This window comes from Aestuariimicrobium sp. Y1814 (assembly GCF_050113895.1).
In the GTDB taxonomy this organism is placed as follows: domain Bacteria; phylum Actinomycetota; class Actinomycetes; order Propionibacteriales; family Propionibacteriaceae; genus Aestuariimicrobium.
The window spans coordinates 84,525-97,363 of record NZ_JBNJRW010000012.1 but is presented as its reverse complement, the minus strand read 5'-3'; the positions used below and the strand labels follow the sequence as shown (position 1 = coordinate 97,363).

Below are 12,839 nucleotides of genomic sequence, written 5' to 3'. Positions count from 1 at the left end.
ACCTAGGTATCGATGCCCGCCGCCCGCTCACCGCGACCCAGATCGCCACGACCGCGGCGTGGCGCACCCGCGACGAAGAGCTCGCCACGGCCACCGCCCGTGGTGAAGCGATCCGGCTCGCCAAACGCGTCGCCGTCCTCGACGGCGAGCTCAAGGAGATCACCACGCGGATCACGGACCTGGTCCGGCAGAGCCCCGCCGGTGGCCTGCTCAACCAGCCCGGCATCGGCCCAGTCACCGCCGCCGTCGCGCTGACCGCGTGGTCACACCTGGGCCGCATTCGATCCGAGTCCGCGTTCGCCAGCCTCGCTGGAACCAGCCCCATCCCCGCGTCATCGGGCAACACCGTCCGGCACCGGATCAACCGGGGTGGCGACCGGCGCCTCAACCGAGCACTCCACATGGCCGTCGTCACCCGCATGCGAATGGACCCGCGAACCCGCGCCTACGTCGAGCGCCGTACCGCCGAAGGGCGCACCCTCCGGGAGATCCGTCGCTGCCTCAAGCGCTACCTCGCCCGCGACATCTACCGCCGCCTCAACACCGCCGCTCAGAATGAGCTCACCGGGGCTTGACAGACATAGGAGATTCAGGGGCCCGTGATGAGGGATCCTTCCCCCGGATGCGTCCAGCCTGCTCACACTTTGGGTGGGTGGAGCTAAGGGGACTCGAACCCCTAACCCCCTGCTTGCAAAGCAGGTGCGCTACCAATTGCGCCATAGCCCCGTGCGGCCTGCGCCGCGACGTCCCATGGTAGTCGGACGAGCGAGGGCCGCGCAAAGTGGCGATCAGCCGCCAGTCACGACCGCGCGGCTGCCGGCGACCTGTCGCCTACGATCACTGCATGAAGATCGTGTCGCTGCTGCCATCGACCACCGAGATCCTGTTCGCCGTGGGGGCGGGGGACGATGTCGTCGGCGTCACCTTCGAATGTGACTACCCGGCCGAGGCCCGCACCCGTCGGATCGTGTCGACCTCGGCACTGCCCGACAACCTCGCGCCCCACGAGATCGACCGCCACGTCGCCGAGGCCCTCCACAACGGGGAAGACCTGTACCACCTGCAGGCCGACGCGCTGAGCGACCTGGACGCCGACCTGGTCATCACCCAGGACCTGTGCGCCGTCTGCGCTGTCGACCTGTCGGTGGTCGACGACGCGCTGGCCTACCTCGGCTGCCGCGCCGACGTCCTCAGCGTCGACCCCTTCACCGTTGCCGAGGTGATCGACTCGATCGTCCGGGTGGGGGAGCGCGTCGGCCGTCGTCCCGCAGCAGAAGCCCTTGTCAGCACCCTGAACGAGCGGCTGGACGCGGTCAGCACCGCCGTCGCCGGGCGCCCGAAGCCGCGTGTGCTGCTGCTGGAATGGACCGACCCACCGTTCGCCCCCGGCCACTGGCTGCCCGAGATGGTCGAACGCGCCGGCGGCATCCCCGTGCTCGGCACGACCGGTGAGAAGTCCCACCGGATCACCTGGGACCAGGCCCGCGAGGCGGCCCCCGACGTGGTGGTCAGCGTCCCCTGCGGCTACGACCTGGAGGCCTCGGCCGCGCTCGCGGAGCCGGTGCTCGACCAGTTCCCCGGCATCCCGGTCTGGGCAGCCGATGCCAATGCCTCTTTCGCCCGACCCGGCCCGCGCATCGTCGACGGCATCGAGGCGATGGCGAAGATCCTGCACCCGGATGCCTTTGACAGCGCCGACCCGGCGCCGATCGCCCGTCGCCTCACCGCGAGCGCCGGCAGCTGAGGTTCCGGTGGAGCGTGTTGCGGCAGCCGGGGCCGTCATCACCGACAACCATGGACGAGTGCTGCTCGTCCTGCGCGGCAAACCCCCGCAGCAGGGACGCTGGTCAGTCCCCGGCGGGTCGGTCGAACCCGGCGAGACCCCCGCCATGGCCGCAGCCCGCGAGGTGCTCGAGGAATCCGGCCTGCACATCGCGGTCGGCCGCGAACTGTGGGTCATCGACCTGCCCGGCACCGGCGAACGTGTCTACGAGGTCCACGACTTCGCTGCCACGGTCACCGGCGGGCACCTGGTGCCGGGGGACGACGCCGCCGACGCACGCTGGTTCACCCCGGACGAACTCGACTCCGTGCCCCTCACCGAGGGCCTGGTCGACTACCTCGTCCGCGCCGGGGTGCTCGGGGCCGCTCGCCGCGGCTGAGAACCATGGTGGTGCGGCAGCCGGCGACTCAGTAGACGTCGGCGAGGCGGGCGATGCCATCCAGGGTGGCCTCGAGCCCCACGTCGAACGAGGCGCCGAACGGTTCCAGCGCGGCCGTCGAGTGGGCAACCGCCAGCTCGGCGACCCGGGGGAACTGGCCGAGGTCCATGGCAGCGGCGACCTCGTCCGGGGTGTCGGTCATGCCGACGGTGTCGAGCATCGCCTCCTGCAGCGAGAACCCGTAGACGAAGGCGTCGAGAATCGCGTAGGCGTGGGCTGCCGCCTGCAAGGAGAAGCCGGAGGCGCGCAGCACGGCCAACACCGCCTCGTGGTTGGCCAGGGTGGCCGGCCCGGGGTGGGCGCGGGTTTCCATCACCGGCAACGCCCAGCGGTGCCGGGCCAGGGCGTCGCGCATCGAGACCGAGCGCTGCCGCAGTTCGGTGCGCCACTCGCCCGTGGGACAGGGCAGGTGGACCTCACTGAAGACCACGTCGACCAGGGCGTCGAGCAGTTCCTCCTTCGAGGGCGTGTAGTGGTAGATCGACATCGGACGCACGCCGAGCCGCGTGGCCAGTTCCCGGATGGTGAAGGCGGCCAGGCCCTCCCGGTCGGCCAGCTCGAGGGCCTCGTCCAGGACCTTCTGCCGGGTCAAGGTATTGCGGGCGGCACGCGCCGTTGACATGTATTGAGCGGTGCGGTGGACGCTGCCGTCGTCGTCTCGAACGACTCCGACCTGGCTCTGCCCATCCGCCTCGCGCGAGGTCGGGTGCCGGTGGGAGTAATCAACGGGCGAGGGGGCAAGATCTCAGCCTCGTTGAGGAGCAGGGAGTCGCGAGACACCACCACGCACTGGAATCGCTCAGTACAGGCGGAGGACTTCACCTCCTCACAGATGCCGGATCCCGTTGGAGGCACCCACAAGCCTGCGGGGTGGTAGCACGCCCAGCTTGATGATGCGCCTCTGATGGGGTTAACTTGGGGCCATAACCCACCTGGCTCCTTCGGGAGTCAGGTTTTTTGTTCCCGCAACGAGGCCCCAGAGGGTCCCGGACCGACCCGGGAGGTCGTTCACCGACTGGATGAAGACTTCTTCGAGGCGCTCCGAGGCTGCATCCACGGGGTCGTGGGCTTGATCGGCCCTTAAGTGGCGGGTTTTCCTGCCCTTGAGGAGGAAAATCCACCACTTAAGAGGGTTGCTCGGCGATCGCACTCCAAGCCCAGCGCCCTCGTCCGCCGTGAACCCCGGCGTGGACCTCAGCGTGGCGGCAGTGCGCACACCGTTTCCCCGGCGGCGCTGACGCCGACCGCTCGCTCAAGGCCCATCCGTCCGCCGGGGCCCATGCACGTGCCCGACTTGTCGGGCAGGATGCCCCGCGACTGGTCGTCCGGGTCAGCCCATGCCACCCAGAACGTGGGGTTCTTCAGCGCGTCGACGAACTCATCCACCTTCGACTCATCCAGCACGGTGAACGGCTCATAGCTCCCGGAGTCGCTCTCGGCGATGACTTCCTGGGTCTCGTTGGGCGCGAGGTCCATACGCTCGAGCTCCGTGGCCTGCAGCAGGTAGCAGTAGGCATCGGCCGGCGTGGAACCCTCCAGTACTCGCAGCCTCTCGAACCCTTCATAGTTCGCCGCCTGGCACACCGGTGACTCCCGCGGATAGGCGGGGAACACCCGGACGATGTGGGTCCGCAGGTTTCGATTCTCCGTGGTGTTGGTGGCGACGAACCTGGCGCTGGTGGTGAGCCTCACGGCGGCCTTCCCGGGCGGCTGGTCGGCCACGTCCACCGAGGCGGATTCGACCGTGGGCTCAGTGCTGACGTCGAAGGTGTAGCCCTGCGAGTCGGCCACCGTGTACTTCATGGTGTAGCCGCGCACCACGAACGACAGCTTGACGTTCTGGTCACTCTCGCAAATGCTCAGCAGGTCGTAGCCGCCGCGCTGGTAGCCCTCCTGCTGAATCCAGTCGAAGAGCGCCTTTTCCCGGGTCACCACGTCGGCCGCGAGGTAGTCGGCGCAGGTGCTGTCGTTGGTGAAGACCGGGACCAGCCGAATCTCGTTGACCACACTGTTGAACAGTAGGTCGGGGCTGGTGGTGCAGGTGGTGGCGAGCTTCTGCTCGTCGATCACCCAGCCCTTCTCCTTCAGGAGCGCAGCGCGGATGGCCGAGTTCATCCGGGACGCGCCGTGACAGGTCAGCATGTCGGTCAGGGCTGCCGGCATCGAGTGCCGGTTCATCATGATCGTGATCGTCTGGGTCGGTTCTTCCGCGCACGCCCGCTCAAGATCCTCGACCGACAGCTCGGTGAAGCCGTTCTCCTGGGCCACGCTGCTGAGCCAGCGAGTGCGTTCCGATTGCTCGACGGCGAGGTAGTCCTGGCAGCTCGAAGCGTTGAACAGTGACCCGGACGAGGGTGCCGCCGACGTGGCGGCGGTGGTGGCGCGCGTCGTCGTTGGGGGCGGGGCCGAGGCATCGATGGCCCCCACATCGACAGAGGAACACCCCGCCACTGCCAGCGTCATGACCCCCGCCAGCGTCATTTGAAGTCGCGTGCGCAGATCAGCCATCCCACACCCCTTGAGGCTCACTTCTCGGCTCTCGGGGCCGATACTTCGCCGATAACGTAACACCGTGGGCAGTGGTTGCGGAACCCCTTGGCTGGGTGTGGGATGTTACGTTTTCTGCACGGTTGCCCCCCCGGTCGGACGAGGCTCAGCCCGCGTGTGCTCGTCCCCCAGGGGTCTCGTGTCGGAGGGTGCCGCTAGATTCTTGGGTGCCCCCGACACGTGAAAGGCACGGATGGAGCTCATCGGCCCCCTCGCCATCGTCCTGGTGTGGCTGGTCGTCGGCCGGGCCATCCAGTCGGGGCACGCGAGCTCACGCAAGCAGCCCACACCGCCGCTGTCGGCACCCATCTCGTGGGGTTGGATGGTCGGCTGGCCCGTGATGCTCGCCGCGGTGGGCATGTACAGGCTGGGGCGGTCGCTGGGTGAGTCGCCGCAGCAACCGGTCACGGAGCGTTCCGACCTGACGCGCATCGCGGCACTCGAGCGTGAGCTGGGGCTGCCGCCGTCCACCAACGTGCCGCGGGAGATCCCCACCCTGCGCGGCACCACGGCCGAGGCATGTCGGCTGCCGACCTTCGAGTACAACTGGGAATACGACCAGCGCTTCGGGGGCGTGCCATACGAGGGGGAGTCCCGGGCCAACCTTGCGCAACTCACTGCTTCCCTGCAGCAGCTCGACGACCTGGTGGTCGAGTTCGAGGCGGACGCGCCACCCATGAGGGGGCCTGAGCTGCTCGAGGCCGCCAAGGTGACCCTGCGCCGCATTGACCGCCTGGAGGACGGCCTCGTCCCGCTGTTCGCGGGCCTGGGTTACGCCACCTTCGGACGCGCCACCCGCGCGTGCATCGACGCCCGGGGCCGGATCGGCCACGTCCTCGACGAGGCCGTGGTCGAAGGCAGGCTGTAGCGACGACCAACCGCCCGGCAGCCGATAATGGTCCATGGCACTTCGCATCGGGTCCGTGGTCCTCAACGCGCGCAACGCCGCCCGGGCTACAGCCTTCTGGGCGGCCGCGCTCGACTACCGGGCCAATCCGGCCAATCCCGACTTCCTCGTCCCGCCCGAGGGGCACGGACCCGAGTTGCACATCGACACCGACGACCGCTCGCACCTGGACCTGCTGCCACTTGAGGCATCCTCCATGCGGGACGAGGTCGAGCGGCTCCTTGCGCTGGGCGCATCCCGTGTCCAGTGGGACTACCCGGACGACGCGGACTTCGTCGTCCTCAGCGACACCGAAGGCAACCTGTTCTGCGTCATCGCGGGCTGACCCGGTCCTCGGATGCTCCCGCTGGCCCAGCCTGGCGGCTCGTCCAACATGTATTCCTTGCGCGGGTGCAAGGAATACACCTCGGCAGGCGGGGGATGACCTGCGGAATCCGCACCCGTGCAAGGAATGCAGGTTGCGACCTCGGAAGGAGGGCCGGAGCCCCCGAACAGGCCGCGACCCCGCACACACAGAACGGGTGGCTGCGGCACAACCGCAGCCACCCGTCCAAGTGGGGCTGAATCCAACCAGGCTCAGGCCAGCTTCGCGTCCAGGGTGATCTCGGGCACCGAGGCCAGGGCCTGGGAGACCGGGCAGCCGACCTTCGCCGCCTCGGCAATCCGCAGGAACTCGTCCTCGGTGATCCCGCCGACCTGACCGGTCACCGACAGGGCGATCTTCGTGATGCCCTCGCCGGCGACGAAGGTCACCACCGCGCCGGTGTCGAGCTGGTCGACGGTGTAACCGGCCCCGCTGAGTTCATTGGAGAAGGCCATCCCGTAGCAGGTGGCATGCGCAGCGGCGATCAGTTCCTCGGGGGTGGTGGTGCCGCCGGACTCCTCGGCGCGGGCCTTCCACCCGGTCTGGAAGGTGCCGGAGCTGGAGGTGTCCAGGCGGACCTCACCGGACCCCTTGAACAGGTCACCCTTCCAGGTCGCGCTGGCGGCACTGTTGATCGGTGTGGGCATGGTGACTCCTTCAGTCGTGGCGCGGAGGCGTCCGCGCCCACGGCGCTTTGCCGTCACCTCCACCAAAGCATGAATCGCGGTGGAAATTCGGGGATTCAGCCGACGCAGGGCACCGGGCCGGGGCCAGAATGGCACATGGCCCTCACCATCGGATCCATCGTCGTGCATGCCCAGGACGCCACCCGCGCGGCCGAGTTCTGGGCCGGCGCCCTGGGTTACGCCCCACACCAGCGCAATCCCGACTTCCTGCTGCCCCCCGACGGCCTCGGGCCGGAGATCCACGTCGATGCTGGCGACCGCAACCACCTCGACCTGTGGGCGGCGTCGGCGTCGTCCTTGGATGAGGAGGTCCAGCGACACCTCGCCCTGGGTGCCCAGCGCGTCGAGTGGGACTACCCGGATGACGCCGACTTCGTGGTCCTCAGTGATACCGAGAGAAACCTGTTCTGCGTCGTCGCCGGCTGAGCCGGTGCCCGGCTGGCGGACAGTTCGCCATCCGGGGCCGCCTCCGCCCACGCTGGGTTAGGTCAGCCTAACCAAATTTGCGTTCCCCGATCCACCTGTCCGAGGCCCTGCGCACCGCGTTGGTTGAGCGCCACTTCAGCAGGACGAACGCAGGATTCGCGGTCGACCTCGTCCTGCCCCTGGCTGCGGACAGTCGTCGGACGGTCGAGGTGCTGCCCGGCGCGCTGCGGTCGGCGAACCCGGACGAGTGGTTTGCCCGCAAGCTGCAGACGGTCCTGGCCGGCGTCGAGCAGGAACTGGCACCCGTCCAGGTGTGCTGAGGCGACCCGCCGCCCACAGCGACCTGGGCTGGGCGTCGGGTCGGCAGGCTCAGGCCCGGGACGGGGCCGCCCGCTCCCAGGGCTCCACCGGTCCGGGGACCACCTCGAACAGCGTGTGCGGCCTCGGTTGGTCGTGGCGCCAGCGCTCGGCATCGTCCGGGCTGCGGACGAGCAGCTTGGCGCCCAGGTGTTGCCACTCCAACTCCAGCTGGCCGGTGGTCACCGGCATCACGAGCATCTGGTCGGGTGCGGCGGTGATCCGCCCCCGGTCGAAGCGGTAGCCGCGGCGGTCCGCCTCCTGGGCGACACCCTCGAGGTAGCCGGCCACGGCGACCAGGGGGTCGGGGGAGGCCTTGAACCGCTCGAGCTGGGGGTGGTTGCGGTAGCCCTTGGTGCGCCCGGCCAGCACGGCCTGGGCCAGCAGGGTTTCACGCCAGCACGCCACCAGCGCGGCGCGATCCAGATGGGCAGGGTGCAACGACCAGATCCTCATGGTGGAGGCAGCTTACTGTCGAGCAGGAGCCGTCGCCGCTGCTGACATGAACCGGCGCTGGTAGCTGACCACGTGGCTGGCCGAGGTGAAGCGGGCCAGGTAGCCGGGCTCGGCGGTGATCACCAGCCGGTCGATCACGTCGGCGAACTCGGGGTCGACCAGCACCTTGTCGATGTCGGGGTACTGCTGCGGGCCCTCCATCGAGCACACGATCAGGCGGGTGTCGGGCAGGTTCGACTGCTTCAGCATGCGCAGGTTGTGGCGCAGCCCGTCGAGCCCGTCGGCGCCCTCGGCGTCGTGGAAGTGGCGGTAGCGCAGCAGGTTCTCGGCGTACTCCAGCACCTCGGTCGGCGACTGCACCGACGCGTTGGCGCTGAGGTGGTCGGTCTTGACCAGCAGCGCCTTGAGGTCGTCGAGGTAGCGCATGTCATCGGACGCGTGGAACTGGTCGACCAGCGCCGACATCTGCCCCGACTGCACCAGGCGGTGCCGCACGAAGCTGTTGATGAAGTACGGCTTGGCCTGCAGCGCCAGGGCGGTCTGGTGGGGCTCGAACATCAGCGTGTAGTTGATGCGATAGCCCTCTTCGCGCAGCCGCAGCGCCAGGTTGTGCCCGGCGAAGGCGTCGCGGGTCGCAGGGGCGGCGTGCCAGGCATCCAGGGTCTTGTCGCCGCTTAGCAGCTGGCCGACGTTGTCGTTGTTGACCGGCCCGGTGTGCGGCACCTTCACCACCAGCCGGTAGTCGGACAGGATTTCGCGGTAGGGCTGCAGCGACTCGACGATGGCGTCGAAATCGGGGTCGAACGGGTTCTCGATCTCGACCGAGACGTCGCAGCCAGGCCCCAGCAGCTCGCCGATGCGGGTCATCACCTCTTCCAGGTTCTTGAACTTGCCGTCGACGTTGGCCTTCGGGTTGTTCAGGAACAGGTCGTAGACGATGCCCGGGTTGCAGGTCAGGTTGCCCAGCAGGGGAGCGATCGGCTCCAGCTCGTAGGGGTTGGCCGTATCGGCCGAGAAGATCACGCCCGTGGGTCGCTTGACGCCATTGCGGTCGTAGCCGATGTCACGCACGAGGTCGACCACCAGCAGGCCGTCAGCCGACAGGTTCGACTCGATCCGGAACCCGGCAGGGGTCTCGCCGGCCGGGGTGTTGAACGTGGCGATCACGTCGTTGAACCGGTCGCTGACCCCGATCGCCTTCGTGCGGGTCGACAGCAGTTCGGCGTCCTCGGCGCTGATCACCGTGTCGGCCACGCGGGCGACGGCGTCCTCCTGGCCGCGGGCGACCGGCAACCCCAGGCCGGCGAGGGTGTAGTTGACCAGGTTGCGTCCCCGGCTGACCGATGAGTAGTTGACTGTGGATGACATTCCCAACACCTCCGACGAGTCCGCCGGCAACACCGCCGACGGCAACTTGTATATACAAGCCTATACCTGAGGTGTGGGTCGGGGAAGGGGGGCCGGTGAATTGGGGCAACACAGCGCGGACGACCCCGTCCGCCGGTCGGCGAACTAGCCTCGAGGCATGACTTTCGAGAAGCTGGCCGCCGTGCCCGACGGCCTGGCCGACGAGGCCTGATCGCCATGCGCGACGACCTGCCCCCACGCCTGGCCGAGGCGTTCCGGGCAGCGCCGCGCCGACGATTCCTGCCGCGCGACCAGCGCCGCCACGCCGACCTGGACCTGCCGCTGCGGCTGGCCCACGGGCAGACCAACTCCCAACCGACCACGGTCGCCAACATGCTCGAACTGCTCGAGGTGCGGCCCGGCCAGCGGGTGCTCGATGTCGGTGCCGGGTCGGGGTGGACGACCGCCCTGCTGGCCCACCTGGTCGGGCCCACCGGCCGCGTGCTGGCGGTCGAGCGGGTCCCGGTGTTGCGCGACGGGGCGGCGAAGGCGGTGGCCGGCATCGGCTGGGCCGAGGTGCACCTGGCGACTTCCGGGGTGCTGGGGCTGCCCGATTTGGCCCCCTTCGACCGGATCCTGGTCTCGGCGGCGCCCGACCACCTGCCGGCTGGGTTGGTGGCCCAGCTTGATGTCGGGGCGGTGATGGTGATCCCGGTGGCCGGTGAGATGCTGCGGGTGACCCGGCTCGACCAGGACCGTGCCGAGGTCACCCGGCACGGGTTCTACAACTTCGTCCAGCTGGTGCTGGACGAGGACTGAACCGGCGCCGAGCCGCTCGCCCGAGTGTGGGAAAGATCACTGAACCGCGGGTGAAAGCGCTGGCCAGAGAGTTGTTACAGGTTTTGCTGGACCCAATGCCCGATTTGTCGGGGGTACCTGTTAGCGTCACGCCATGGACACAGTGACCCTGGCTCGGTGGCAGTTCGGAATCACCACCGTCTACCACTACCTGTTCGTGCCGATCACGATCTCGCTGTCGATGATCACCGCGATCATCCAGACGTTCTGGGTGCGCACCGGCAACGAGAAGTACTTGAGGCTGACGAAGTTCTTCGGGAAGCTGTTTCTGATCAACTTCGCGCTGGGTGTGGTGACCGGCATCGTCCAGGAGTTCCAGTTCGGCATGAACTGGTCGGAGTACTCCCGCTTCGTCGGCGACGTGTTCGGTGCACCGCTGGCGTTGGAGGCCCTGCTGGCCTTCTTCCTCGAGTCGACGTTCCTGGGCCTGTGGATCTTCGGGTGGGACAAGCTGCCCAAGAAGCTGCACCTGATGGCCATCTACATGGTCGCCTTCGGCACGATGCTCTCGGCCGTGTTCATCCTGGCCGCGAACTCGTGGATGCAGAACCCGGTCGGCACCACCTTCAACAACGGACGCGCCGAGATCGACGGCGTGCAGGGCTTCCTCGAGGTGATGACCAACCCGGTCTTCCTGGTCACCTTCCCGCACGTGCTGGCCGCCGCCTGGATGGTCGGCGGGGCACTGGTCGCCGGTGTCAGCGGTTGGCACCTGGCGCGCCTGCGCCGCCTCGGCGACGAGGCCCCCGAGCAGGACGTCAAGGCGTTCAAGTTCAGTGCCCGCTTGGGCGCCTGGATCCTGATCGGCGCCTCGCTGCTGGCCATGATCACCGGCGACCTGCAGTCGAAGGCGATGGTGCAGGCGCAGCCGATGAAGATGTCGGCGGCCGAGGGCCTGTACAACACCGAGACCAATGCCAGCTTCTCGGTGCTGACCATCGGCAGCCTCGACGGCAGCGAAGAAGTCTGGGCGTTGAAGATCCCCGGCCTGCTGTCGTTCCTGTCGGGCCACGAGACCGTCGACGGGATCAACGAACTGCGTGAGCGCTACGCCACCCAGGGCTACTACCAGTTCGACGGCACCCAGACCAAGCTGCAGCAGGAGTACGCCGCGGAGCTGAAGGCGAACTACCCCGGGCTCGACCCGGTGCCCAACATCTTCCTGTCCTACTGGACCTTCCGGTTGATGATCACCCTGGGCATGGCCGGCGCGGCGATCGGTGTGCTGATGCTGTGGCTGATCCGCGGTGACCGGCTGCCGAAGCCGGGCAGGTTGTGGACCGGGCTGATGGTGGCGCTGCCGCTGCTGCCGCTGTTCGCCAACTCCTTCGGGTGGATCTTCACCGAGATGGGACGCCAGCCGTGGCTGGTGGCCGGGGTGCTGCCGACCGCCGCGGGGGTCTCACCGACCGCGAGTGTCGCCGAAGTGGTGACATCGATGGTGGTCTTCACGCTGCTCTACGGCGTGCTGGCCGTGATCGAGGTGTGGCTGTTCCTGAAGTACACCAGGATGGGCCTGCCCGAGGTGGAACCACCATTGGACCCGGCCGACATCGATGACGACGCCCCGCTGACCTTCGCCTACTGAGGGGGATGGACGAAATGCTGCTCATGGAAACCGCCCCCGTCCTGGTGACGGTCTGGTTCGTGCTGATCGCCGTGCTGTGGATCGGCTTCTTCTTCCTGGAATGCTTCGACTTCGGCGTCGCGCTGCACCTCAAGGTGACCGCCCGCAACAACAAGGAACGTCGGGTCATGATCAACACGATCGGCCCGGTGTGGGACGGCAACGAGGTGTGGTTGCTGACCGCCGGTGGCGCCATGTTCGCCGCCTTCCCGGGCTGGTACGCCTCGATGTTCTCGGGGCTCTACCTGCCGCTGCTGCTGGTGCTGGTCGGGTTGATCCTGCGCGGGGTGGCCTTCGAGTACCGCGCCAAGCACGACGACCGCCGCTGGCGGCAGATGCTCGACTGGTTCGCGATCATCGGCTCCTTCCTGCCGGCGCTGGTGCTGGGTATCGGCTTCGCGAACTTCGTGGTGGGCCTGCCCAATGACGGCCTGCTGTGGACCGGCAACTTTTGGGCCCTGTTCATGCCCTTCGGCCTGCTCGGCGGCGTGCTGCTGGTGGCCATCTGCCTGATGCACGGGGCCACCTTCCTGACCCTGAAGACCCGCGGCATCGTGCGTGACAAGGCCCGCAACTACATCAAGGTGGCCGGCTGGGTGACGGTGGGGCTGCTGGCGGTGTTCGTGGTCTGCCAGAACATCTTCTGGCCCGCCAACTCCGAGTTCGGCAACTTCACGATCATCACCTGGGTGCTCGGCATCCTGAGCGTGGTGGCCGGCGTCGGGTCGCTGCTGGCGACCCGGGCGCAGCGTGACGGCTGGGCGTTCGCCCTGGGTGGCGTGACCATCGCGACGCTGTTCGCGGGCATCTTCTTCAAGATGTACGGCAACATCGGCTTCGCGCAGGATGAGACGGTGGCGGTGGCCGACCGGCTGAACATGGTGACCGCTGCCTCTTCGCCGACCACGCTGACGATCATGTCGGTGGCGGCGCTGATCTTCGTGCCGCTGGTCATCGCCTACCAGGCCTGGAGCTACTGGGTCTTCAGCAAGCGCATCAGCACCAAGAACATTCCCGACGACGTCGAGGTTGCGGCCTGATT

At 68.0% G+C, this 12,839-nt stretch carries 15 protein-coding genes and 1 tRNA gene; 10 read left to right on the top strand and 6 right to left on the bottom strand.

Features of this window, described 5'->3' with window-relative positions; all coding sequences use genetic code 11:
* On the top strand, nt 1-575 hold a 575-nt coding region (locus tag ACQE3C_RS13235), incomplete at its 5' end, for a transposase (protein ID WP_434539652.1).
* A 78-nt stretch (nt 576-653) separates the two neighbouring features.
* Here ACQE3C_RS13235 and ACQE3C_RS13230 read toward each other — a convergent pair.
* Nucleotides 654-726 (bottom strand) — tRNA-Ala (locus ACQE3C_RS13230).
* Between the two features lie 118 nt (nt 727-844).
* Here ACQE3C_RS13230 and ACQE3C_RS13225 point away from each other — a divergent pair.
* Together ACQE3C_RS13225 and ACQE3C_RS13220 are read left to right on the top strand one after the other, a co-directional pair.
* The gene (locus tag ACQE3C_RS13225; RefSeq protein WP_434539651.1) at nt 845-1,744 is read left to right on the top strand and encodes a cobalamin-binding protein; all 900 of its coding nucleotides are present in this window, start codon (nt 845-847) and stop codon (nt 1,742-1,744) included.
* Nucleotides 1,745-1,751: 7 nt separating this feature from the next.
* Complete coding sequence (locus tag ACQE3C_RS13220) at nt 1,752-2,162, top strand: NUDIX hydrolase (RefSeq protein WP_434539650.1); 411 nt, start codon at nt 1,752-1,754, stop codon at nt 2,160-2,162.
* A gap of 28 nt (nt 2,163-2,190) precedes the next feature.
* Here ACQE3C_RS13220 and ACQE3C_RS13215 read toward each other — a convergent pair whose 3' ends face one another.
* Nucleotides 2,191-2,844, bottom strand: a complete 654-nt coding sequence (locus ACQE3C_RS13215) for a TetR/AcrR family transcriptional regulator C-terminal domain-containing protein (RefSeq protein WP_434539649.1) — start codon at nt 2,842-2,844, stop codon at nt 2,191-2,193.
* Nucleotides 2,845-3,416: 572 nt separating this feature from the next.
* On the bottom strand, nt 3,417-4,730 hold the full coding sequence (locus tag ACQE3C_RS13210; RefSeq protein WP_434539648.1) for a hypothetical protein: 1,314 nt from the start codon (nt 4,728-4,730) through the stop codon (nt 3,417-3,419).
* Nucleotides 4,731-4,962: 232 nt separating this feature from the next.
* Here ACQE3C_RS13210 and ACQE3C_RS13205 point away from each other — a divergent pair, with 232 nt between their 5' ends.
* Together ACQE3C_RS13205 and ACQE3C_RS13200 are read left to right on the top strand one after the other, a co-directional pair.
* The gene (locus tag ACQE3C_RS13205; RefSeq protein WP_434539647.1) at nt 4,963-5,637 is read left to right on the top strand and encodes a hypothetical protein; all 675 of its coding nucleotides are present in this window, start codon (nt 4,963-4,965) and stop codon (nt 5,635-5,637) included.
* Between the two features lie 34 nt (nt 5,638-5,671).
* Complete coding sequence (locus tag ACQE3C_RS13200; RefSeq protein WP_434539646.1) at nt 5,672-6,001, top strand: VOC family protein; 330 nt, start codon at nt 5,672-5,674, stop codon at nt 5,999-6,001.
* A 251-nt stretch (nt 6,002-6,252) separates the two neighbouring features.
* Here the strand turns inward: ACQE3C_RS13200 and ACQE3C_RS13195 are convergent, their stop codons facing one another.
* Nucleotides 6,253-6,687: an OsmC family peroxiredoxin gene (locus ACQE3C_RS13195; RefSeq protein ID WP_434539645.1), complete on the bottom strand. Its 435-nt coding sequence runs from the start codon at nt 6,685-6,687 to the stop codon at nt 6,253-6,255.
* A 135-nt stretch (nt 6,688-6,822) separates the two neighbouring features.
* Between ACQE3C_RS13195 and ACQE3C_RS13190 the strand changes: the two genes are divergently transcribed.
* Together ACQE3C_RS13190 and ACQE3C_RS13185 are read left to right on the top strand one after the other, a co-directional pair.
* Complete coding sequence (locus ACQE3C_RS13190; protein ID WP_434539644.1) at nt 6,823-7,152, top strand: VOC family protein; 330 nt, start codon at nt 6,823-6,825, stop codon at nt 7,150-7,152.
* Between the two features lie 77 nt (nt 7,153-7,229).
* Nucleotides 7,230-7,472, top strand: a complete 243-nt coding sequence (locus ACQE3C_RS13185) for a hypothetical protein (protein WP_434539643.1) — start codon at nt 7,230-7,232, stop codon at nt 7,470-7,472.
* A 49-nt stretch (nt 7,473-7,521) separates the two neighbouring features.
* Here the strand turns inward: ACQE3C_RS13185 and ACQE3C_RS13180 are convergent, their stop codons facing one another.
* Both ACQE3C_RS13180 and ACQE3C_RS13175 read right to left on the bottom strand, forming a co-directional pair.
* Nucleotides 7,522-7,965: a pyrimidine dimer DNA glycosylase/endonuclease V gene (locus ACQE3C_RS13180; protein WP_434539642.1), complete on the bottom strand. Its 444-nt coding sequence runs from the start codon at nt 7,963-7,965 to the stop codon at nt 7,522-7,524.
* Nucleotides 7,966-7,977: 12 nt separating this feature from the next.
* Entirely contained in the window at nt 7,978-9,333 is a 1,356-nt protein-coding gene (locus tag ACQE3C_RS13175) for a transaldolase family protein (RefSeq protein WP_434539641.1), read from the bottom strand.
* A 216-nt stretch (nt 9,334-9,549) separates the two neighbouring features.
* Here ACQE3C_RS13175 and ACQE3C_RS13170 point away from each other — a divergent pair, with 216 nt between their 5' ends.
* The 3 genes from ACQE3C_RS13170 (at nt 9,550) to cydB (ending at nt 12,837) form a co-directional block, all read left to right on the top strand.
* On the top strand, nt 9,550-10,131 hold the full coding sequence (locus ACQE3C_RS13170) for a protein-L-isoaspartate O-methyltransferase family protein (RefSeq protein WP_434539640.1): 582 nt from the start codon (nt 9,550-9,552) through the stop codon (nt 10,129-10,131).
* A gap of 133 nt (nt 10,132-10,264) precedes the next feature.
* Entirely contained in the window at nt 10,265-11,758 is a 1,494-nt protein-coding gene (locus tag ACQE3C_RS13165; RefSeq protein ID WP_434539639.1) for a cytochrome ubiquinol oxidase subunit I, read from the top strand.
* Nucleotides 11,759-11,772: 14 nt separating this feature from the next.
* Nucleotides 11,773-12,837 carry a cytochrome d ubiquinol oxidase subunit II gene (cydB, locus tag ACQE3C_RS13160; protein WP_434539655.1) on the top strand — a complete coding sequence of 355 codons (1,065 nt, stop codon included), beginning with the start codon at nt 11,773-11,775 and terminating at the stop codon, nt 12,835-12,837.
* Nucleotides 12,838-12,839 lie beyond the last annotated feature (2 nt).

Bases quoted from the DNA above. Each gene is read 5' to 3' on its own strand.
- ACQE3C_RS13170 (WP_434539640.1), top strand. From the start codon at position 9,550: ATGCGCGACGACCTGCCCCCACGCCTGGCCGAGGCGTTCCGGGCAGCG.
- ACQE3C_RS13205 (WP_434539647.1), top strand. From the start codon at position 4,963: ATGGAGCTCATCGGCCCCCTCGCCATCGTCCTGGTGTGGCTGGTCGTC.
- ACQE3C_RS13210 (WP_434539648.1), bottom strand. From the start codon at position 4,730: ATGGCTGATCTGCGCACGCGACTTCAAATGACGCTGGCGGGGGTCATG.
- ACQE3C_RS13200 (WP_434539646.1), top strand. From the start codon at position 5,672: ATGGCACTTCGCATCGGGTCCGTGGTCCTCAACGCGCGCAACGCCGCC.
- ACQE3C_RS13215 (WP_434539649.1), bottom strand. From the start codon at position 2,844: ATGTCAACGGCGCGTGCCGCCCGCAATACCTTGACCCGGCAGAAGGTC.
- ACQE3C_RS13180 (WP_434539642.1), bottom strand. From the start codon at position 7,965: ATGAGGATCTGGTCGTTGCACCCTGCCCATCTGGATCGCGCCGCGCTG.
- ACQE3C_RS13225 (WP_434539651.1), top strand. From the start codon at position 845: ATGAAGATCGTGTCGCTGCTGCCATCGACCACCGAGATCCTGTTCGCC.
- cydB (WP_434539655.1), top strand. From the start codon at position 11,773: ATGCTGCTCATGGAAACCGCCCCCGTCCTGGTGACGGTCTGGTTCGTG.
- ACQE3C_RS13195 (WP_434539645.1), bottom strand. From the start codon at position 6,687: ATGCCCACACCGATCAACAGTGCCGCCAGCGCGACCTGGAAGGGTGAC.
- ACQE3C_RS13165 (WP_434539639.1), top strand. From the start codon at position 10,265: ATGGACACAGTGACCCTGGCTCGGTGGCAGTTCGGAATCACCACCGTC.
- ACQE3C_RS13175 (WP_434539641.1), bottom strand. From the start codon at position 9,333: ATGTCATCCACAGTCAACTACTCATCGGTCAGCCGGGGACGCAACCTG.
- ACQE3C_RS13190 (WP_434539644.1), top strand. From the start codon at position 6,823: ATGGCCCTCACCATCGGATCCATCGTCGTGCATGCCCAGGACGCCACC.